Annotated in this window: 19 protein-coding genes and 1 pseudogene; 3 read left to right on the top strand and 17 right to left on the bottom strand. The window is 70.9% G+C overall.

The features are described from left to right. Positions 1–2 precede the first annotated feature (2 nt). From IEY37_RS08430 to IEY37_RS08415, 4 genes are all read right to left on the bottom strand, one after another. Entirely contained in the window at positions 3–845 is an 843-nt protein-coding gene (locus IEY37_RS08430) for a carbohydrate ABC transporter permease (RefSeq protein WP_188941094.1), read from the bottom strand. After that, positions 838–1,827 (bottom strand): carbohydrate ABC transporter permease, encoded by a 990-nt coding sequence (locus IEY37_RS08425; RefSeq protein WP_188941093.1) that lies wholly within the window; start codon positions 1,825–1,827, stop codon positions 838–840. Before IEY37_RS08425 ends, IEY37_RS08430 begins: the two co-directional genes overlap by 8 nt. 154 nt (positions 1,828–1,981) lie before the next feature. Beyond that, positions 1,982–3,286: an ABC transporter substrate-binding protein gene (locus IEY37_RS08420; RefSeq protein WP_229674195.1), complete on the bottom strand. Its 1,305-nt coding sequence runs from the start codon at positions 3,284–3,286 to the stop codon at positions 1,982–1,984. Between the two features lie 461 nt (positions 3,287–3,747). Beyond that, positions 3,748–5,073 carry a low temperature requirement protein A gene (locus IEY37_RS08415; protein WP_188941091.1) on the bottom strand — a complete coding sequence of 442 codons (1,326 nt, stop codon included), beginning with the start codon at positions 5,071–5,073 and terminating at the stop codon, positions 3,748–3,750. A gap of 106 nt (positions 5,074–5,179) precedes the next feature. Here IEY37_RS08415 and IEY37_RS08410 point away from each other — a divergent pair, with 106 nt between their 5' ends. Beyond that, on the top strand, positions 5,180–5,806 hold the full coding sequence (locus IEY37_RS08410; protein WP_188941090.1) for a TetR/AcrR family transcriptional regulator: 627 nt from the start codon (positions 5,180–5,182) through the stop codon (positions 5,804–5,806). Positions 5,807–5,836: 30 nt separating this feature from the next. On the opposite strand, the gene IEY37_RS22790 is transcribed toward IEY37_RS08410, so the two are convergent. Together IEY37_RS22790 and IEY37_RS08400 are read right to left on the bottom strand one after the other, a co-directional pair. Further along, positions 5,837–6,466, bottom strand: a complete 630-nt coding sequence (locus tag IEY37_RS22790; protein ID WP_373298300.1) for a DUF2218 domain-containing protein — start codon at positions 6,464–6,466, stop codon at positions 5,837–5,839. After that, complete coding sequence (locus IEY37_RS08400; RefSeq protein WP_229674193.1) at positions 6,375–7,493, bottom strand: DMT family transporter; 1,119 nt, start codon at positions 7,491–7,493, stop codon at positions 6,375–6,377. The genes IEY37_RS22790 and IEY37_RS08400 overlap by 92 nt, the downstream gene beginning before the upstream one ends. Before the next feature lie 40 nt (positions 7,494–7,533). Between IEY37_RS08400 and IEY37_RS08395 the strand changes: the two are divergent. Next, positions 7,534–8,040 (top strand): annotated as a pseudogene (locus IEY37_RS08395) (MarR family winged helix-turn-helix transcriptional regulator); the annotation flags it as partial. Between the two features lie 61 nt (positions 8,041–8,101). Here IEY37_RS08395 and IEY37_RS08390 read toward each other — a convergent pair. The 8 genes from IEY37_RS08390 to IEY37_RS08355 all read right to left on the bottom strand — a co-directional run bounded on the left by IEY37_RS08390 (position 8,102) and on the right by IEY37_RS08355 (position 16,147). After that, a complete protein-coding gene (locus tag IEY37_RS08390; protein ID WP_188941087.1) occupies positions 8,102–9,106 on the bottom strand; it encodes a family 43 glycosylhydrolase in 1,005 nt (334 codons plus the stop codon). Position 9,107: 1 nt separating this feature from the next. Next, positions 9,108–10,025, bottom strand: a complete 918-nt coding sequence (locus IEY37_RS08385) for a carbohydrate ABC transporter permease (RefSeq protein WP_188941086.1) — start codon at positions 10,023–10,025, stop codon at positions 9,108–9,110. Then, a complete protein-coding gene (locus tag IEY37_RS08380) occupies positions 10,022–10,969 on the bottom strand; it encodes a carbohydrate ABC transporter permease (protein ID WP_229674191.1) in 948 nt (315 codons plus the stop codon). Before IEY37_RS08380 ends, IEY37_RS08385 begins: the two co-directional genes overlap by 4 nt. 110 nt (positions 10,970–11,079) lie before the next feature. Continuing rightward, on the bottom strand, positions 11,080–12,381 hold the full coding sequence (locus tag IEY37_RS08375) for an ABC transporter substrate-binding protein (protein WP_188941085.1): 1,302 nt from the start codon (positions 12,379–12,381) through the stop codon (positions 11,080–11,082). Positions 12,382–12,486: 105 nt separating this feature from the next. Then, positions 12,487–13,506 carry a LacI family DNA-binding transcriptional regulator gene (locus IEY37_RS08370; RefSeq protein ID WP_188941084.1) on the bottom strand — a complete coding sequence of 340 codons (1,020 nt, stop codon included), beginning with the start codon at positions 13,504–13,506 and terminating at the stop codon, positions 12,487–12,489. Positions 13,507–13,757: 251 nt separating this feature from the next. Then, positions 13,758–14,486 (bottom strand): SDR family oxidoreductase, encoded by a 729-nt coding sequence (locus tag IEY37_RS08365; protein WP_229674190.1) that lies wholly within the window; start codon positions 14,484–14,486, stop codon positions 13,758–13,760. 43 nt (positions 14,487–14,529) lie between these two features. Beyond that, entirely contained in the window at positions 14,530–15,264 is a 735-nt protein-coding gene (locus IEY37_RS08360) for an SDR family oxidoreductase (protein ID WP_229674189.1), read from the bottom strand. Positions 15,265–15,367: 103 nt separating this feature from the next. Further along, on the bottom strand, positions 15,368–16,147 hold the full coding sequence (locus IEY37_RS08355; RefSeq protein ID WP_188941081.1) for a class II aldolase/adducin family protein: 780 nt from the start codon (positions 16,145–16,147) through the stop codon (positions 15,368–15,370). Between the two features lie 155 nt (positions 16,148–16,302). Here IEY37_RS08355 and IEY37_RS08350 point away from each other — a divergent pair, with 155 nt between their 5' ends. After that, positions 16,303–17,286, top strand: a complete 984-nt coding sequence (locus IEY37_RS08350; protein ID WP_229674188.1) for an alpha/beta fold hydrolase — start codon at positions 16,303–16,305, stop codon at positions 17,284–17,286. 28 nt (positions 17,287–17,314) lie between these two features. On the opposite strand, the gene IEY37_RS08345 is transcribed toward IEY37_RS08350, so the two are convergent. The 3 genes from IEY37_RS08345 to IEY37_RS08335 all read right to left on the bottom strand — a co-directional run bounded on the left by IEY37_RS08345 (position 17,315) and on the right by IEY37_RS08335 (position 20,673). Then, positions 17,315–18,355 (bottom strand): DNA polymerase IV, encoded by a 1,041-nt coding sequence (locus IEY37_RS08345; RefSeq protein WP_188941495.1) that lies wholly within the window; start codon positions 18,353–18,355, stop codon positions 17,315–17,317. Between the two features lie 340 nt (positions 18,356–18,695). Further along, on the bottom strand, positions 18,696–19,766 hold the full coding sequence (locus tag IEY37_RS08340) for a Gfo/Idh/MocA family protein (RefSeq protein ID WP_188941080.1): 1,071 nt from the start codon (positions 19,764–19,766) through the stop codon (positions 18,696–18,698). A gap of 64 nt (positions 19,767–19,830) precedes the next feature. After that, on the bottom strand, positions 19,831–20,673 hold the full coding sequence (locus IEY37_RS08335; protein ID WP_229674186.1) for a GntR family transcriptional regulator: 843 nt from the start codon (positions 20,671–20,673) through the stop codon (positions 19,831–19,833). Positions 20,674–20,772 lie beyond the last annotated feature (99 nt).

The raw sequence follows: 20,772 nt of genomic DNA, 5'->3' as shown, positions 1-20,772 counted from the left end.
CCCTACTTGACCGCCCCGGCCGTGAGCCCGGCCACCAGGTAGCGCTGCAGGAACATGAACCCGACCACGATCGGCACGCTGACCACCAGCGACGCCGCCATCACCTGGTTCCAGTAGACGTTGGCCTCGGTCGAGTAGCTCTGCAGGCCGACGGATAGCGTGCGGCTCGCGCTGTTGGTCATCTGGGATGCGAACAGGATCTCGCCCCAGGCGGTCATGAACGAGTACACCGCGACGGCGATGATGCCCGGCCGCGCGGACGGCAGGATGATGCGGAACAGCGCCCCCATGGCGCTGGCGCCGTCGACCCTCGCGGACTCGTCCAGGTCGCGGGGGATGCCGTTGAGGTAGCTGGCCAGCATCCAGATGGAGAACGGCAGCGTGAACGTCAGGTAGGTGGCGATCAGGCCGAGCCTGGTCTGGTACAGCAGCGTGAAACCGAGCGACTTGTCGATGTTGACGAAGATCAGGAACAGCGGCAGCAGGAAGAGCACGCCCGGGAACATCTGCGTGGCCAGCACCACGCCGGAGAACGCCCCCTTGCCCCGGAACCGGTAGCGGGAGATGGCGTAGCTGGCAAAGATGGCGATGACGACGCTGAGCGCGGTCGCCGAGGTCGTCACCACCAGGCTGTTCACGAAGTAGTGGGCCAGGGGCACGGTGGACCAGATGTCCACGAACGGCTGCAGCGTGATTGTCTTGGGCACCCAGCGGAACTCGCCGAGGACGTCACCCAGGGGTTTGACCGCCGTGGACACCATCACGTACAGCGGCACCACGGTGAAGAGCACCGCGGGGACCAGCACCACCCAACGGAAGATCCGGAAGGACGTCTGCTCACGCATAGCGACGGTTCACCCTTCGGTTCCACAGCGCCCAGAGCGCCGACACCACGATCAGGAACAGCATCAGCAGCACCGACATCGCGGACCCGAAGCCGAAGTTCCAGGTGATGAAGGAGCTGTTGTAGATGTGCACGGTCAGCAGGTCCGCGGACTTGGGTGGGACGGCACCGAACAGCACGAACGGGGTGTTGAACTCGCGGAACGTCCACAGGAACAGCAGCAGGAGCAACACCGAGTTGATCGGCGTCATGATTCCCAGGGTGATGTACCGGATCTGCTGCCACACGCTCGCCCCGTCGATCGCCGCGGCCTCGTAGAGGTCGTCCGGGATCGACTGCATGCCGGCCATCGTCATCAGGAATGCGAAGGGCCACTGCTGCCAGATGCTGACCACCAGCACCGCGACGAACGCGTTCCCGCCGATCAACCAGAAGGGGCGGTCGCCGGTCAGGTGCAGGTCGTTGGTGAGCAGCTCGTTGATCAGGCCGTTGTCGCGCTGGAACATGAACTTCCAGGTGATGATCCCCGCGTACGCCGGCAACGCGTACGGGATGAGGAACAGCGTCCGCAGCAGCCCGCGGCCCCGGAACTTGCGCTGCAGCACCAGCGACGTCGCCATGCCGAAGAGGAACGAGATTCCCACGCACAGCACCGCGAAGGCCAGGGACAGACCGAACGACTGCAGCAGCGCCTTTCCCTGCGAGTTGCCGAACCGCAGTGCGACGCCGTAGTTGTCCAGCCCCGCCCACGGCGCCGAGGACCAGTTGGTGATGTAGACCTGCGTCAGCTTGATGAAGCTGATGAAGATGCCGACGACCATCGGGATGACGTGCACCAGCAGTTCCATCAGGACGGCGGGCACGATCAACAGGTACGGCGTCAGCCGGGCCCAGTTGATGCGGTCTCGCCACGGAGGCTTGCCCGCGTCGTCGAGCTGGCCCGCCGGCGTCTTCGCCGGCTGATCGGGCAGTGTGACTGTCACCTGTCATCTCCTCGGAGCGCCCGCGCCCAGGACGAACGGGTGGCGGCTTCGTCGCCGCGCGGGGGGCCTGGCCTGTGGTGGCCGATCCGGGATCGGCGTCGGGACGCCGCGGTGCGGACGGGATTCCGTCCGCACCGCGATGTCGGTCGAACCGTCAGCTGGTCGGCATCTTCTGCTGGGCGTCGGACAGCGCCGACTTCACCGTGTCGGAGTCGACCTGGTTTCCGGTCGCGGCCTGTGCGATCAGTCGGACGACGGCGCCGCCGACGTTGGCCTGGAAGGCCTGGACCGAACTGACCAGCGGCAAGGGCTTCGAGTAGTTGTTCAGGATGTCCGACCAGACCGACAGTTGCTCGGGCGCGGCGTCGAAGGAGGCCTTGAGACCGGCTACCGGTGGGATGGTGGTGTAGGACTTGTTCAGGATGGCCTGTTCCGCGTCACTGGTCATGAACTTCACGAACTGCAGCGAGGCGTCGAGGTTCTTGGTGTTCTTGAAGACCGAGATGTTGGTGCCGGCGACGAAGCTGCTGATCTTCGTGCCGTCCGCCGGCGCCGGGATCGGCACGATGCCGTAGGCGTCGGGGTCCATGCCGTTCTGCCGCAGGACGTTGATGCCCGAGGTCTGCGTCATGTACATCGCCGCCTTGCCCTGGGCGAATGCCGCCGGCGCCTGCGAGTTGTCGCTGTCCTGGGCGAGACTGGGGTTCACGACCTTGTCCTTGCCCATCAGGTCGACGTACTGCTGCACGCCCTCGACCATGCCGTCACTGGTGAAGGTCGGCTGTCCCTTGGCGTCGAACGGCGCGCCGCCGTTCTGCGAACCGAAGATGAACGAGTAGTGCATGCTCACGTTCACCGTGCCGCCGGGGATGGCGACCCCGTAGACGCCCTTGCTGGCGTCGGTCAGCTTCTGCGCGGCGGACACCAGCTCCGCCCAGGTCTTCGGCGGCTGCAGACCCGCGGCGGCGAACATCTTCTTGTTGTAGTAGAGCGCGTACACCTGGCTGTAGAGCGGCAGCGACGTGACCGGCTGCCCGGCGACACCCGCGGTGGCGAAGGCGGAGTCGACCCAGTGCTGCTTGCCACCGAACTGCTGCAGGGCAGCATCGTCGAACGGGTAGAAGGCGCCCGTCGACTGGAAGGTCGCCGCGTTGGTGTTGCCGATGTTCAGGACGTCCGGGCCCTGCCCGCTGACCGCTGCGGACAGCGTGTTGTTGGTCAGGTCCGACCAGGGGACGACCTCGAGGTTCACCTTGATCCCGGTCTGCTGGGTGAACTTGTCGATCTCGGGCTGCAGCACCTTCTTGTCGTTGTCCAGTGAGGAGCCCTGGTTGCTGGCCCAGTAGGTGATCGTGGCGCCGGCGCCCGAGCCGCCGGAACCGGAGACGCTGCCGGCGCTGCTGCTGGCGGCGCCGTTGTCGGAGCTGCCCGAGCAGGCGGCGAGCGCGAGGAGGGCCACGGCGGAGGCGGTGACCGCCAGGCCTCTGACTGTGGATCGCGGGGTCCGGATCTTCATTGAACGACTCCCTGGAGACATGGCTGACACGGAGCAGGGCCGGTGGCGCGTACCCGCCTGCCGGCTGAGTGCGGCCATTCCAACATCGGGCAAGGTTGGTGTCAAGCGAACATTTTCTGATCTGTTCCTATCAACCTACTCGTGATCGGCCCGGTCGACCGCACGCCGCCGCGCGGGCTGTCCCGTTGGGAACAACCTGCAGCGCTCGCCGAGAACAGCCGGACGGGTCGGCCTCCGGCGGCCGTACGTCCGGGTGTCGGCGACCGTCGCACCCCGGCGACCGTCGCACGTCGGTCGGTGCGGGCCGCCTCGCACCCGGGCGGCCGTCGCCGGCCGTGCCGCTGCCGGGACCGCTCCGTCACCGGCCCCGGACACCACGGACGGGCCACTGCGCTCCTGGCGGGTCAGCTGCGGGCGGCCTGGTCCTCGACGGCGCGCACGGTGTGCCGGTAGCCGACGATCTCGTGCCCGACCACCTCGACGACGGCGCTCAGCGCCACCAGGCCGATCACCACCACCAGCAGCGTGGGCTCCGACGAGGGCACGGAGCCCGCGGTGCTCCCGACCACGACCGCCGCGACGAGCGGGAGCACGGCACAGAGCAGCAGCGGGACGTGCGACAGGTCGTACGAGCGCATCAGGATGCTCCACGTCACGAAGATCATCAGGACGACCGCCGCGACGGGGACGGCCAGCGCCACGGCGATCAGCGTCAGGTCGTACGTCTCCTCCTCCACCGCGGCAGCGGCGACCCGGAGCCCGGCGCCGATCGCCGCGACCGCGCCGAACATCGGCAGGTGGGCGTACCGCCACAGGAAGGTCCGGCCGGGGTGCTGCTCGAGCATGGTCCTGGAGGGGATCAGGAAGTACGCCCACCACAGGGCCGCGGCCAGGACGAGGCCGGACGCGGCGATGGCCGCAGCGGCGGCCGACCAGCCGTGCGACTCGACCAGGGCCGCCACCGCACCGGTGGTGGCCGCCACCACCTCCCCGAGGGTGATCAGGGTCAGCAGGCTGAACCGCTCCGCGATGTGGCCGGCGTTCCACGGCGCCCTGCCCAGTGCTCGCTCCAGCACCACCGGCGCGGTCATCTCGGCCAGGGCCAGCGCCACGAGGACGGCGACGGTGACCGGCACCGGCAGCGGGAGGACGGCGCTGAGCACCCAGCCGGCCTGCGCCACCGCGATGGTCGCCGCGTACGCCAGCGCTGTGCGCCGGCGTCCGGGATCGGCCCGGGCGGCGCGCAGCCAGAGCCCCACCAACGGCACCCGCATGATCACGTACCCGATGACCATCACGGCGTTGTTGGGACTGCCGCCGTGCTGTGCCGACGAGAAGCTCAGTGGCAGGCCGAACGTCAGGACGACCACACCGATCATCTGCACGATGGTGGCCGTGCGGAACAGCGCGTCGTCGTTGCCGTAGGCCGAGGCGAACCAGGTGAAGTTCATCCACGCCCAGCTGATCGCGAACACCGCGAACAGGTACGCCCCGATCGCCGGCCCGGTGGACCCTTCGCCGAGCTGGCGGGCGAGCTGCTCGGCCGCCGCTCCGAAAGCGATCACGTAGGTCAGGTCGTACAGCAGCTCGACCGGCGTGGACGACCGGCCGCGTTCGTGCGGGTTCCGCCCGGACATGGGCCGCAGCCGGTGACGCAGGTCCGACTCCAGGCGGCGGCGCAGGTCGGCCGGGACGGTCGGCGCGCGGTCGGGTGCCGGCGTCGTCGTCATCCGTAGGCCTCTCTCCGTGGCAGTCTGGAGCCGGACTCTAGTGACTGGACCACGGGTGCACCAGAGCCCGCGGGTTGGTCCCCGACCGGCAGAGAGAGGACGAGGCGTGACCGAGCCAGCTCCGACGGCGTCCCCGCCGAGCCGCCGGGACGAGTACGCCGCCGCGACCCGGCAGGCCGTGGTCGACGCCGCCCGGAGGCTGTTCGCCGAGCGCGGCTACGTGCGCACCAAGGTCGACGACATCGCCCGGGCGGCACGGGTGTCACCGGCGACGGTCTACGCGCAGTGCGGCGGGAAGCAGGGGCTGCTGCAGTCCCTGATGGACCAGTGGACGACCGGCCCGCGGGTGGAAGAGGCGCTGGCGGCCAGCCGCCGCGCGGCGACCGCGGAGGACAAGCTCGGGGCACTCGGCACGGCGTTCCTGGTGATGTCCGCCGACGTCGGGGACATCATCCGGCTCGTCCACCAGACGGCGCCGCACGACGCCGACGCCGCCGGTCACCTGGCGGTGGCGCGCCGGCGGCAGCGCGAGGCGCTGCGCAGAGTGGTCCGGGACGTGCGCGGCACGGGCCGGCTGCAGGACGGTCTCGACGACGAGCGTGCCGTGGACATCGTCCTGTTCCACATGCGGCACCAGCAGCTGTCGCTGCTCATCGACGACCTCGGCTGGCGGCCCGAGGAGGCCATGGACTGGATCCAGCAGCGCCTGCGGTCGGCCCTGCTCACGTTCTGACCGGGAGGAGCCGAGGAGCGGCCCGGTCCGTCAGCCGGCCACCCAGCTGACGACCAATTCCTGCCGCTGGCCGAAGCGCTCCAGGTGACTGCCGAGCACGTGCTGCACCCGCTCCAGCGACTCGGCGTCCGGCGCGTGCGCCTCCAGCACGACGGCCGCCGCGGCGACCCGCACCACCGCGGTGCTGCCGGCGATGTCGGCGGTCGACGTGTCGCCGTCGACGTGCCACTCCAGCCGGCGCCCGAGGTGGAAGACGAGCTGCTTGGCGTACCGCTCGGGGGTGGCGGTCGCGACGTCGGCGCGCGAGCTGAGCACGGTGGGTCCTCCGGTCCGTTTCCTGGCACGCCGTCGGAGCTGCGTGCCCGCTCGATCGTGCCTCCGCAGGCCGGGTACCGGCCTGTCGTCCCGGTCACACCGGACCCGTGGCCGACGACCGTGCGGGCCGCGGACCGCGCAGGCGTCACCGGATCCGTCCGTCGCGGCCGTGCCTGCCGGCGGGGCGGGATCGCCGTCCTGTCGCGCGACGGCCTCGTCCCGTCCGGGTCGCCAGGTCGGGGTCGGCCGGCCTTCACCCGGCGGGGTCTCGGTGTCCAGGCGGAACGACCGCGAGATCAGCTCCACCCGGCCGGCGTGCGGAAACCGGGCGAGCGCGGACTCCAGCCGGCGCTTGCCGATGGAGCACCACGGGCAGATCACGCGGGACCACACCTCCAGGCGCAGCGTCGGTGTGGCGGTGCGGGCGGGCGAGGTCATCGGGTCGGTCCTGTCCGGATACGTCGGGCTCCGGCGCTGGGGCGCCGGCGCACTGCACGGTGCCGGGTCGCCTCCCTCGCCGGAGTGCCGCCCGCAGCACCGGCTGGCCGGCCAGGACGCCGGCGAGCACGAGGACCAGACCGCCGACCTGGCGGGCGGTGAGCAGTTCGCCGGCCAGCGCCGTGCCGAGCAGCACCCCGGTCACCGGGTTGAGCAGTCCCACCAGCCCCACGGTGCCGGCCGGCAGGTGCCGCAGGCCGGTGAACCACGCGGCGAACGCCACCGCTGTCGCCACCACCGTGACGTAGCCGAAGCCGGCGACCGCAGCGCCGTCCAGCGCCGGCGGCGCGCCCTCGACCAGCACCGCGGCGGGAAGCAGCACCACGGCGCCGGCGACGAGCTGCCAGGAGGTCAGCGACAGCACGTCGACGCCCGCACCCCACCGCTTGGTCAGCACGTAGCCCAGGGACGACAACGCCATCGCGCCGACCGACGCCGCCACCCCGGCCGCCGGGATCTCGCCCGATCCCGTCAGCAGCAACAGCACTCCCGCGATGCCCAGCGCGGCGCCCGCCAGCTGGCCGACTGCCGGCCGCTCGGACACGAGAATCCAGGCCAGCAGCATCATGACGACCGGCGAGGTGGCCATCACGGTGGCGGCGACGCCCGACGGCAAGAGCTGGGCGGCGACGAAGATCAGCGCGAAGAACGCGCCGACGTTGAGCGTGCCGAGCACCGCGGAGCGCCACCACCAGGGGCCGGACGGACGCCGGCGGCGGACCGCCCACAGCAGCACGCCGGCGGGCAGGGCGCGCAGCACGCCGCCCCACAGCGGGTGTCCGGCCGGCAGGAACTCGTGCGTCACGTAGTAGTTCGAACCCCAGGCCACCGGCGCGATCGCGGTCGCGGCCACCCACCGCACGGTACCTTCCATGGAAGCTACAATAGCTTCCGCGGAAGGTACGCTGTCAAGCATGCCCCGTCGCGAGCCCGCCGGCGGCGACCATGTCGCCCGGATCCAGCAGCAATGGGCCCGCGAGCGGCCGGACGTGGACGTCTCACCGCAGGCGGTCATCGGCCGCCTGCACCGGGTCGCCAACCGGCTGACCGAACAGCTCTGCGTCGTCTACCGCCGGTACGGGTTGTCCGAGGGCGAGTTCGACGTGCTGGCCACGTTGCGCCGCGGCGGTCCGCCCTTCGAGCGGGCACCGGGCGAGCTCGCCGCGCACACCATGGTGACGACCGGGGCGATGACCAAGCGGATCGACCGTCTCGAGCGGGACGGGCTGGTGACGCGCGGCCGCAGCGACCGGGACGGCCGGGGCCGCGTCGTCGCGCTGACCCCGGCCGGCCGCGACCTCGTCGACCGCGCGTTCACCGACCACATGCGCAACGAGCGCCGCTTGCTCGATGCCCTGGACCCCGCCGATGCCGCCCGGTTGGAGCAGGTGCTCACCACCTGGCTGGCCCTCCTGGAACCGCAGGACACGTCGCCCCCGCGGGCGTCGAGGGCGACGGGACCGTCCGCGGAGGGCTCCGACGTCAGCGAGCGTTCGCCGATACCGCCAGGGTCCGCCGGACCGCCGGGCCCTGTCCGACGAATTCGAGCCGCCGGCCGTCCCACCGGACCGGCCACGGATCGCTGATCCCGCCGACGAACGAGCCGTCGCGCGGATCCGAGTGTCGGAAGGCCAGCAGGACCCAGGAACCGTCCCGTCGACGGACGAGACGGCCGCTGTACCACTCGTCGTCGGTCAACTGCTGGGCCTGGTCGATGCCGTAGGGCCCGAGCAGGGAGGCGGCCGGGGCGCACCAGACGCCGCCGGTGGTGCCGGTGCCGACGCGGGCCGCGGAGACGTCCGAGGCCAGGCATGAGAAGAGCAGGATCGGCCGGCCGTCGACGATCTCGACCTGGGTGACCTCGAGCTGGCCGAATCCTGCGCCCGGACGGCTGAGCGGTTCCCGCAGGTGCCACTCGCGCAGGTCCGGTGACCACGCATGCCCCACGACGCCCCGGTCGTCCGCCGGTCCCTGCGGCGTCCGGGCGGTGATGAGCATGTGCCACCCGTCGCCGTCCGGATCGGCGAAGACCCACGGGTCCCGGAAGGCCTCGTCGTGCCAGGCCCCGAGGGACAAGGTCTCGTACCAGGGCGCCTGGGCCACGGCGACCGGGTTCGCCGGGTTGCGGGTCCAGGTCATCAGGTCCGGCGAGCTGGCCCAACCGATCCGCTGGATGTTCGTCGTCCCGTCCGGGCTGAGCGAGCAGCCCGTGTAGAAGAGGAACCAGGTCCCGTCCGGGTGCCGCACCACGGACCCGGTCCAGGTGGCGACGTCGTCGAACGACGGTCCGTCGTCCCGGACGAGCGCATCCCGGACCCGGGTCCAGTGCACGAGGTCGTCGGAGACCGCGTGCCCGATCGACGCACGGAAGTGCCGCCGGTCCGGCTCGCCCACGGCGGTCGAGGCGTAGAGGAAGAACAGGTGGTGGCGATCGCCGTCGTCGGCGAACCAGAAGTCCCACACCCACGCTTCGGGGAGGGTGAACATGTCAGCCTTTCACGCCCGAGGAGGCGATCGAATTGATGAACGCCCGCTGGAAGGCGATGAACAGGGCCAGCACCGGGACCGTGATCATGGTGGCGTAGGCCATGATCTGGCCCCAGGAGACGTTGAGCTGCTTGAAGTAGTCGATGCCCACCATGACCGGGCGCAGGTTCTCGGACTGGACGACCATCAGCGGCCACAGGTACGAGTTCCACGCCGGCAGGAACGTCAGGATGGCGACGGTCGCGATGGCCGGCCCCGACAGCGGCATCACGATGGTGCGGTAGATCCGGAAGAAGCCGGCACCGTCGACCACCGCAGCCTCGTCGAGCTCCTTCGGGATGGAGTCGAAGTACTGGTAGAACAGGAAGATCGAGAACGCGTTGGCGACGAACGGCAGGATCTGGACCTGGTAGGTGTCGAGCCAGCCGAGCGAGAACCCGTTGGCGTCCAACCACGGCAGCTTGTTGACCCACCACAGCAGTGGCAGCGCCAGGACCTCGAAGGGCACGATCAACGTCGCGAGGATGACCGCGAGGATGACCTTGCGTCCGCGGAACCGGAGTCGACCGAGCGCGTAGGCGGCCATCGAGTTGACGACCAGGCCGAGGGCAACGGTCACCACCGAGATCAGCACCGAGTTGAACAGGAACTGCCAGAACGGCACCCGGTCGAAGACGCCGGTGTAGTTGTCCAGGGTCAGGTGGCCGACGGGCAGGAACGCCCGGACCGAACCGACGTCGGCAAAGATCTCGAGGTCGGGCTTGAAGCTGGAGAGGATCATGAACAGCAGCGGCAGGCCGAACACCAGGCAGAGCACGATCCGCAGGGCGTAACCGCCGACCGTGCGACCGGCCGACGCCCGCCGGCCGACGGCGAGAGCGCTGTGACGACCGATGTTCTCGGCGACGTGGGCGGTCATCGGGCGACATCCTTGTCTCGGGTCAGGTAGCGCTGGACCAGCGACACCGCGAGGACGATGACGAAGAACACCAGGGAGATCGCGGAGGCGTACGCGGTCTGCTGCTGCGCGAAGCCGGTGTGGACCGCCTGGTAGACGACCGTCGAGGTGTGGTCGAGAGGGCCGCCCTGCGTCATGATGTTGACCTGGGTGAAGAGTCCGAACGCCGCGATCGTGATGGTGATCAGGATGAACGTGCGGGTCTGCCGCAGTCCGGGCCAGGTGATGAAGCGGAACTGCTGCCAGGTGGTCGCGCCGACCAGGGACGACGCCTCGTACAGCGACGGCGAGATGGTCTGCAGGCCCGACAGCCAGATCACCATGTGGAAGCCGACGTTCTGCCAGATCGACATCAGGATGATTGCGCCGAGTGCGGTCCTGGTGTCGCTCAGCCAGTCCGGGCCGTGCACCCCGATCTTCGCCAGCAGGCCGTTCAGCAGGCCGTTGGGCTGGTAGATGAACAGCCACAGCATCGAGATGACGACCATCGAGGTGACGACGGGCAGGAAGTACACGGTTCGGAAGAAGTTGACACCTCTCATCTTCACGTTGATCAGCAGGGCCAGACCGAGCGCGAGACCCGCCTGCACCGGCACCACCACGATCGTGAAGATGACGGTGTTCGCCAACGACGTCCAGAACGTGCCGTCGCTGAACAACCGGGTGAAGTTGTCGAACCCGACGAACTTCATCGGCTCCGGCGAGACCAGGCGCGCGTTGGTGAACGCAAGCACGAAGGTCAGCGCGATCGGGACCAACAGGAAGACGGTGCCGAGAACCGCTGCCGGGGTGAGCATCCAGGCGGCGACCGCGCGCTGGCTCCGACCACGTCCGGACCTCGGTGCCTTGAGCGGTGCGACGACGTCCGGCGGCACCGGCGGACGCATCATGGTGGACTGCGACATTGTCGTCTCCGAGGGGTGGCGGGATGGGTGTGCCGTCGGGCACCGTGCGCGGTCCCTCGGCCGCGCACGGTGCCGTCCGGGCAGGGGGCCGACGGACGACCCCGGGCCGGTCAGGCGAAGTAGTTGTTGGACTTCTGGTTGGCGTCGATGTCCGAGACCGCCTTGTCGAGAGCCTGCTTGGGGTCGGCGCCGTTGAGGATGTCCTGCGAGGTCTTGGTGAACTCCGTGGCGATGAACGGGTAGCCCGGTGTCGGCGGCCGCACCTCGGCGAACTTCTTGCTGAACTGGCGGAAGATGTCGTTGTCCCCGCCCGGCTCGTAGCCCTTGACCATGGCGGCCGCGGCGTCGGTGGCCGGGATGGTCCCGGCGGCCTCGGAGATCGACGCGACGTACTTGTCCTGGGCCAGGAACTTCATGAAGGCCATGGCACCGTCCTGGTTGCCGCAACCGGACGAGACCGCCCACTGCCAGGACCCGCCACCGATCTTGGGGCCGCTGCCGAAGTCCGGCGGCGGCACGAACACGACGTCCTTGCCGAGCTTCGCCCGCGCCTGCTCGGCGCCCCACGATCCGTTGTAGAGGATGGCGGACTTGCCGTTGAGGAAGTCGGCCTCCGGGTCCGCCGACGACTTCAGCGGCGTGTACCCGTCCGTCACCAGGCTGCGGAACCAGGTCGCCCAGGCCACGGCCTTGTCGCCGTTGAGCGCGCCGTCGGCCGACTTGTAGTCGGACCGGTTGATCAGGTCCCCGCCGAAGCTCTGCAGGAACGGCGAGTAGGCGTAGGGCCACCACTCACCGGTGTTGCCGGTCGCCAGGTCGAGGACCACCGGGTACTTGCCGGTCGCCTTGAGCGCCTTCAACCCGGACGCGAACTCCGCCGCCGTCCATGGCTTGTCGATCGACGGGACGCGGATCTTGGCGGCCTGCAGGGTCGACGGGCGAGCGTACATGGCCAGTGCCACGTCGTAGTGCCCGAACGAGTAGGTCTTGTCCTGGTACTTGCCGACGACCGACGGCAGGAACTTCGACAGCGTGTCGTCCATCCCGGTCAGCGGGCTGAGGTAGCCCGCCCACGCCCAGTTCGGGACGTTGGGGCCGTCGACGTCGAGGATGCACGGCAGCTTCTTCGACGCCGCGGCGGCAGTCACCGACTGGTTGTAGGAGTCCTGCGGGAACGACTGCACCGTCACCTTGTACTGGCTCTGGCTCTTGTTGAAGTCGTCGACGACCTGCTGGTCGGCCGCCAGCTCCTTGGCGTTGCCGGCGTTGTGGGTCCACAGCGTCAGGGAGCCGTTGTCGCCGCCCCCCGCGCTGCCGCCACCACCGCCCTTGCCGCAGCCTGCCAGTAGGCCCAGAGCCGCGACGGCTGCCAGACCTGTCGCGCCGAGGCGCGAAAGAGTACGCGAGACCACGTGTTCCTCCTCGTCGAGGGTCCGGCGGGCACGCCGGACCGAGGATCCGACCGATCGGACCCTGTGCTGTGGTGCGGGTTTGCGTGGGACGGGATACGGTCCGGGTCAGCCCCGGGGCGAGCCCACCGATGCGCGTCGCACCAGTGGGCAGTCGAAGTGGACCGGGTCGTACGGTCCGTCGGACGGCGCGTCGATCAGCGACAGCAGGGTGCGGATACCCCACTGACCCATCTCGTAGTGGGGCAGCCGCATGGTGGTCAGCCCGGGATGCACGCCCTCGGAGATGATCTCCTGGTCGTCGAAGCCGATGATTGAGACGTCCAGCGCGACCGCGAGGCCCAGGTCCTGGACCGCGAAGTACGCACCCAGTGCCATGCGGTCGTTGAAGCAGAACAGGGCGGTCGGTCGATCCGGACGATCGAGGACGGCACGGGCCGCCCGGTACCCGCCGGTGCTCTCCGACGCCTCGGCGACCTCCCAGGCCGGCTGCCACGGCAGTCCGGCCTCCGCCAACGCCTGGCGGTAGCCGGCCAGCCGACCGGCAGTGGCGGGGATGTCGTCGACGTTGCCGAGGTAGCCGATCCTCCGGTGACCGGCCCGCACGAGCTCGGCGACCGCTGTCCGGGCGCTGCCCACCTCGTCCGGGACCGCCGAGGGGTACTCGGCGGCGTCGGTGCGGGCGTCCAGCAGGACGGCCGGCCGGGCACGCAGCGATGGAGGCGGCGTCACGATCCGGTGGTACGTCGCCGCGTAGACGATGCCGTCGACCTGTCGGTCCAGGAACGCGGTGATCCCACGCTCCTCGAGCTCGGGGCGACCGTCGGTGGACACCAGTAGCAGCATCGACCCCGCCTCCGCCGCGGCGTCCTGAGCTCCCGAGATCACCTTGTGCGCGTGCGGTGTGGTGAGGATCGAGTCGGCCAGGAAGCCGATCGTGCCACTGCGCTGCCGGCGGAGTCCCTGCGCCAGCTGGTTCGGCCGGTAGGCCAGCTCGTCGGCGACCCGCCTGATGGTCTCGCGGGTGTCCGGCGCGATGCGCTTGCCGGGTACGTCGTTGAGGACGTGCGACACGGTGGTGATGGAGAAGCCCGAGCGCTCCGCCACGTCCCGCAGTGTCGCCTTCATCTGCACCCTTGCATGTCGTGGGTGGGTCCGGGGATCTCCGTGCCCAACCGTTTTGCCAACCGCTGCGCAGATCGTGCAGGCATCGCCGCGCCGCCGTCCAAGGGGTCGTTCGACGATCACCCGGATGGACCAAAACGTTTTGGCGGCCGATTTACGCATCGCCCGCACGGGTCCGTGGCGTGTCCCGCGCCGGCGGCGCCGGGCGGATCGGGCGACGACCCGCGGGCCGGGCCGGCCGAGGGGACGGCGGGTCAGATCTCCTGGGCGGCCGGGAGGATCACCAGGTCGCGGATCGTCACGTGTCGGGGGCGGGTCAGCATGTAGAGCACCGCGTCGGCCACGTCCTCGGACGTGATGCCGCGTCCGGACTCGATCTCGGCCGCCCGCTCCGGACTGCCCTCCGGGTAGCCCCACAACTCGTTGAGCACGATGCCCGGTGCGATGCCGCCCACCCGGACGCCGGTACCGGCCAGCTGGCGGCGCACGGTGTGGACGAAGGAGTCCACGGCGTGCTTGCTGGCCGAGTACACCGGCTCCCAGTGGATGTCCTGCGCGCCGGAGACGGAGCTGGTGAGCACCACGTCGCCGCGACCCTGGGCCAGCAGGTGCGGCAGCGCGGCGCGCACCACGGCGAAGGCGCCGAACACGTTGGTGGACAGCAAGGTGTGCATGGCCGTCACGTCGACCTCGGCGAAATCCCCGCCCAGGTACAGCCCGGCGTTGGACAGCACCACGTCCAGCCGCCCGAACGCCTCCAGCGTCCGGGTGACGACGTCGTCGGCGCGGCCGGGCTCGCCGAGATCGGCGGCCACGGTCAGCGTCCGCACGCCGTCGAGACCGTCGGCCACCGCGGCCAGGCGCTGCCCGTCCCGGCCGACCAGGACCACGTCGGCCCTGGCAGCGGCCAGGGCGCGCGCGAGCGACCGACCGATCCCTGAGCTCGCGCCGGTGACGACGGCGACCTTTCCCTGCAGCGACACGGCCACGGGACTCCTCCGGATCTCCTGGGACGGACGGTGTCCGTCAGATGAGCGTGTATCCGCCGTCGATGACCAGCGTCTGGCCCGTCATGTACGACGACCCCCGGGAGGCCAGGTACAGCACCAACTCGTGCAGGTCCTCGGGCTCGCCCATCCGCCCCGCCGGGATGCGGGAGACCCAGTCCGCGGCCAGGTCCGGGTTGGCCTCGGTGAACTGCCGGGTCATGTCGGACAGGAAGTAGCCGGGCGCGATCGCGTTGACCCGGATCCCCGCCGGCGCCCATTCCACGGCCAGGGAGGCGGCGAGGTGCGCGACGGCTGCCTTCGAGGCGTTGTACGACGCCTGGAACTGCGGCACGTTGACCACCGAGCCGGACATCGACGAGATGAAGACCGCTGCGCCGTCGCGCTTCTCGGCGAGCAAGCGGCGGGCGAAAGCGGTGGCCGAGAAGAACGTGCCGTCGAGGTTGATCTGCAGCACCCGCCGCCACTCCGGGCTGCGGATGGCCACCGAGTCGTTCCACACCGTGATGCCCGCCGCGGTGAGCAGCAGCGTCGGTGTGCCGAGCTGCTCGGCGACGGTGTCGAACGCCGCGTCCACCGCGTCCTGGTCGGTGACGTCCACGCGCACGGCGGCGGTGCGCACGCCGTGCTCGGCGGCGAGCCGCTCGGCCGACTCCGGCACGGACTCGAGCAGGTCGAGCAGCGCGACGTCGGCGCCGCTGCGGGCGAGCGCGCCGGCGAGCGAGTAGCCGAGCCCGCGAGCCCCTCCGGTCACCACGGCGACTGCTCCGCTGAGATCTGCTGGCACGGCTGTCCCTTTCGACTCGGGTCGGTCACGGAGTGGGTGGGCGCCGGCTCGGCACCCGCGGTGGATGCGGTCAGCCGGTCGCGAGATCGCCGCGGCGCTCGGCGATGTCGGCCCTGGCGAAGAAGCGCTCGACCGAGGCGGCGGGCAGCGCGGCCACCCCGCCGACGGAGTACGCGGCGATCCGCACCCGGGCGCCCTTGACCGCCATGGCCGAGACCGCTTCCACCCCGGCCGCTGTCGGCGAGACCGCGACGATGCCGTGGTTGCCGAGCAGGATCAGCTGCGGCATCTCGCCGGTGTCGTCCAGCCGACGCCGCAGCGCGTCGTAGTAGACGCGGCCGAGGTCTATGCCCGGCTGCGCGTAGGGCACGTACAGCGGACGGCCGACCACGACCGCCTCGTCCGAGTAGACCCACTCCGACCATGCGTGTTCCGCCACGACCGACGCCAGCAGCCCCAGGACCGGCGTCGGGTGCGTGTGGCCCACGTACAGCGGGCGGTCGGCCGGCGCCAGCGCGTGCACCGCCGCGTGCACCAGGGCCTCGATCGAGCCGCGGCGGTGCCGCCCGGCCACCACCCCGGCGTCCAGGGCGGCCGTCAGGTCCTCCTGGGTGCTGCCCGGGTCGGTCATCAGGTCCACCAGCGGCGGCACGTCGACGACGACGAAGTCCTCGGCGGTGGCCGAGGCCAGGTTCGAGCCCGACGCCTTGACGACGACCCGGCCGTCGCCGAGCCGCGCCGACGTGTTGCCCTCGGCCAGGATCGCCAGGTCCGCCGCCGGATCGCCGAGTGCGTTGGTCAGCCGGACCAGGTCCGGGTGCACCAGCGTCGGATCGTGGACGGCGACCATCGGGCACCTCTCTGCGGACTGCCGGGGGACGTCCAGCATGCCAGCCGGGCCGCTGTCGCCAACCACCCCCCGGCGCCCCGGTGCGGTGCCTAAGGTGCAGGCGGGCAGCAATCGGTCGGCACCGGACCCGTCGGGTCCGCAGCGAGGGAGACTCCGTGGACCTAGGTGAGCAGGCACACAGCGTCGGCGCGGCGTCGCCGGCCCGGCGGGTACGGGTCAACGGGATCGAACTGGCCTACGAGACCTTCGGCGACCCCGCCGGCACCCCGCTGCTGCTGGTCATGGGCCTGGGCACGCAGATGCTGGGGTGGCCCGACGAGTTCTGCCGGATGCTGGCCGCCGAGGGCTTCTGCGTCACCCGGTTCGACAACCGCGACATCGGGCTGTCCCAGCACATGACCGGCGCGCCGGTGCCGAACCCGGTCGGCGCCTACCTGCGTCGCAGCCGGCCGCCGTACACCGTCGCGGACATGGCCGACGACGCCGCCGGCCTGATCGATGCCCTCGGTCACGACTCGATGCACGTCGTGGGTGCGTCCATGGGCGGGTTCATCAGCCAGGAGCTGGCGATCCGGCACCCGCGCAAGGTCCGCAGCCTCGGGTTGATCATGACGTCGACCGGGTCCCGCCGCGTCGGCCGCACCGCTCCGCGGGTGGCCCTCGCGGTGCTCAAGCGGCGGGTGGTGACCGACCGGGCCGGCGCCGTCGAGGCCTCCCTGGCCACGCAGCGGCTGATCGGGTCGCCCGGCTTCCCGCTGGACACCGACCGGGTCCGGGCGGTGTCCGGGGCCGCCTACGACCGCGCGTTCGACCCCGAGGGCGTGCGGCGGCAGCTGGCTGCCGTGACCGGCCAACGCGACCGCACCGCGGACCTCCGACGGCTCGACGTCCCGACCCTGGTGGTGCACGGCCTGGCCGATCCCCTGGTGTCGGTGTCCGGCGGCCTGGCGCTGGCCCGGACGATCCCGGGCGCCAAGTTCCTCGGTTACGCGGGGATGGCGCACGACCTGCCGGCACCGCTGTGGACGGACCTGATCGGGGAGCTGGTGGCGCTGACCCGGCGGGCCGGACAGCCGGGGCCGGGCGTCGCGACCGCGGGACCGGCCGACGCGGCGACCCCCGACGTCCTGGGCGTCTGACCCGTCGGGCGGCCTGGGCGGCGGGCCGTCAGTCGCGGTCGAACTCGGCCCGGACGCCGAGCAGCCGGACGGGGCGGTCGTGCTCGAACCGCTCCAGCACGTCGAGCGCGGCGGCCGTCAGGACGGCGGGGTCGGCCGTCGGGCCGGTCAGGGTGACGCTGCTGGTCCGGGTGAAGAACGGCACGAACCGCACCTTGACGGCGACCCGGACGGCAGGACGGCCGTCCTCGGCCACGTCGGCGGCCACCCGCTGCGCCAGCTCGGCGGTCGCCGCCCGCACCTGCGCCCAGTCGAGGAGATCCTGCTGGTAGGTCGTCTCCCGGCTGCGGGACCGCGGGACGTAGGGCTCGCCGATGACGTGCCGGCGGCCGAGACCGCGGGCCAGGCCGACGTACCAGGGGCCCATGGTCGGGCCGAGCGTCGCGGCCAGGACCGCCGGGTCGGCGTGGGCCAGCTCGTCGACGGTGCGCAGTCCCCACCCGTCGAGCAGCTTCCGCGCCGTCTTCGTGCCGATGCCCCACAGGTCACCGGTCGGCCGGTCACCCATCACCGCCGTCCAGTTGTCCGCGGTGAGCCGGAAGACGCCGCGGGGCTTGGCGAACCCGGTGGCGGTCTTCGCGCGGATGGTGGTGTCGCCGATGCCGATCGAGCTGTGCAGGCCGGTGGCGTCGAGGACCGCGGCCTGGATCCGCCGCGCCGTGGCCTCCGGGTCGTCGGTGTCGGCGCCGAGGAAGGACTCGTCCCAGCCGAGGATCTCGACGACCAGCGGTGGCCGGTCGAACGCGCGCAGGGCATCGACGACCTCCGCGGACGCCGCTTCGTAGGCCTCCCGGTCGTGCGGGAGGAACACCGCGTCCGGGCACCGGCGGGCCGCCACCCGCAGCGGCATGCCGGACCGCACGCCGAACGCCCGGGCCTCGTAGGACGCCGTCGCCACCACCGCGCGCTCGGAGGGGTCGCCCCGGCCCCCGACGACCACCGGCCGCCCGGCGAGCTCCGGCCGCCGCCGCACCTCGACGGCGGCGATGAACTGGTCCAGGTCGATGTGCAGGATCCAGGGTGTCGACAGGGTGTCGCCCACGGCCTGCCCGTCGGCGGTGGCCCGGGACCCGCCGGTCGCCGGGGCGACCTCGTCGACATTCCGTGCCGGCGACGCCGCCCGTCCGCCGACGCCGCCCGTCCGGGGTTCGGTCACCCGGCGAGTGTGCCGCGCCTTGCCCCGTCGTGGGTCCTCGACGGCCGTTCCGTCCGCGGCCCCCGGGCCCGCCGGGCGGGTCGACGACCCGAACCGCCACTCCACGACCAGGACCAGCCGCAGCCCGAGCCGCCCTACGGCGTCGGGTGCGCCGCCGGCCCCGCCGGCGCCCGCCTCGACAGGTCGACCTGAGGCCGACAGCCGACCGGGGCGGTCACGCCCCCAGGTACACCGGGGATCCGGGCACCGCGGAGTAGTCGACCGGCTCCCACTGGCGGGTCCGCATCGACCGGTAGCAGGCGTCGAGCACCACGTTGACCACCCAGCCGTCGACGAACGTCTCCTTCGGGGACGTGCCCGTGCGGAAAGCGTCGACGAAGTGCCGCATCAACTGCGAGAAGCCGTACACCCGGGTCTCCTCCGGGACGGGGTAGACCCACCCGGTGTCGGAATCTGCCTTCTCGACGAGGTAGCCGACAGGCTTGCCGAGAAAGCCCCACACGCTGGTCGACGACGAGTCGGTGACGATGCGCCCGTCGGTTCCGACCATTTCGTGCCGCAGCTGCATGCCGCCCTTCTCGATCCAGGACGACTCGATGGATGCCATCCCGCCATCGGCGAACCGGAGCAGCGCCAAGGCCGAGTCCTCGCCGCTGGTCCGGCCCTGGTGCACCAACGTGCCGCCCCAGGCCATCACCTCGGTGATCGGGTTGTCCTTGCCGAACAGCGTCCGGGCGGATTCCACGGTGTGGCACCCCATGTCCAGCAGTGCACCGCCGCCGGCCGTGCCGGCATCCCAGAAGTGCGGTGCGTGGGGACCGGAGTGGGCCTCCCTGGCGCGCATCCAGACCAGATCGCCGATCCCGCCACGCTCGACCATCTCGTGGGCCTTCGCGACGTTGGGCGAGAACACGCTGCTCTCGGCGTAACCGGCGAAGACGCCGCTGTCGACCACCAGACGCACCATCTCGGCCGCTTCGTCCGCCGTCCGCGCCAGCGGCTTCGTGCAGATCACCCCTTTGGCGTGGGCGGCAGCGGAACGGACGGCCTCGAGGTGAGCCTCGTTCGGGAGCGCGATCACCACCAGGTCGACGTCGTCCCGCGCGCAGAGTTCGTCGACGGACGCCACGGCCGTCGACCTGGGCGCCCACTTCGCCGAGAACTCGTCGGCCCGGGCCGCGGACCGCGAGAAGTGAGCGACGATCTCCGCATCCCGCACGTCCTGCAGCGCCTCGGCGTAGGAGGCAGCGATGAATCCGGAACCGAGGATTCCGACGTTGACCACGACGTCCGCCCTTCTGGCAGATGGAGGGTGAGTCACACGGCGCACTCCGGCCGGACCGGCCGGTTCAGGGCGCCGTGCGGTCGAAGCGGGGTTGGCGCGTGAACGAGGTGCGCAGTCGGTACCGCGCCCCGCTGTACTTGACCAGCGAGGACAGCACCGGTCGGCCGGACTCGTCCAGCACCACCTGGTGGAGCAGGAGGATCGGCTTGCCGACATCGAGGTCCAGATAGGGGGCATCGACCGGGTCGACCTCGCGGGACTCGATGGTCGAGTCGGCCCGGACCAGGTTGAGCCCGGCATCCAGGAGCACCTGGTACAGCGAAGCGGTCTCGAAGTCGACGGCCGGTAGGTCCGGTGCCATTGCCAGTGGGACCGCGCTGATGTCGATGGCGATCGGCACGTCGTCCAGCAGCCGTACGCGATCCAGGTGGAACAGCGGGGTGCCGGGTGCGATCGAGAGCAGCTCCGCCTCGTCCAGGCTGGCGGGCTGGGCCGCTGCCCGCAGCACACGGGAGTGGGGAACGAGGCGCATGCGGCGCGCGGTCTCGGTGAAGGACTCCAGGGTGTGCGGCCATTCCCGCTCGGTCGCTGTGCCGGCACCGGAGATGTACCAGCCGCGACCGTGGGTCGCGCTCAGCGCCCCCTCCTCGACCAGCTTGGCCAGCGCCTTGCGCAGGGTGACCCGGCTGATGTTCAGCTGGGCGCACAGTTCTCGCTCCGGCGGTAGTCGGGTCCCGGGCTGGAGCGCACCCTTGTCGATCTCGGACCGGATGACGTTGCTCGCCTGGATCCAGAGTGGTTCGGGAGATGCCGTGAGCAGTGCGGCCGCCGCCGGCTCGGTCCCCGGACCCGAGGACGGGTCAGCAGTGCCGACCGCCGTGGCGATGGACGGCGCAGGAGATCGCACCCCGATCACCTCCCCTGTCGCGCTGAACCACTTGTGTACCAATTAGACCACGGAGGTTGCATCCGTGTCGCAGTACTGCCGCGGCGTTCCCGCCGCTCC

It is taken from the genome of Nakamurella endophytica (assembly GCF_014646215.1).
GTDB lineage: Bacteria > Actinomycetota > Actinomycetes > Mycobacteriales > Nakamurellaceae > Nakamurella > Nakamurella endophytica.
The sequence above is the reverse complement of the archived record's forward strand: the minus strand, read 5'-3'. Positions and strand labels throughout refer to the sequence as shown.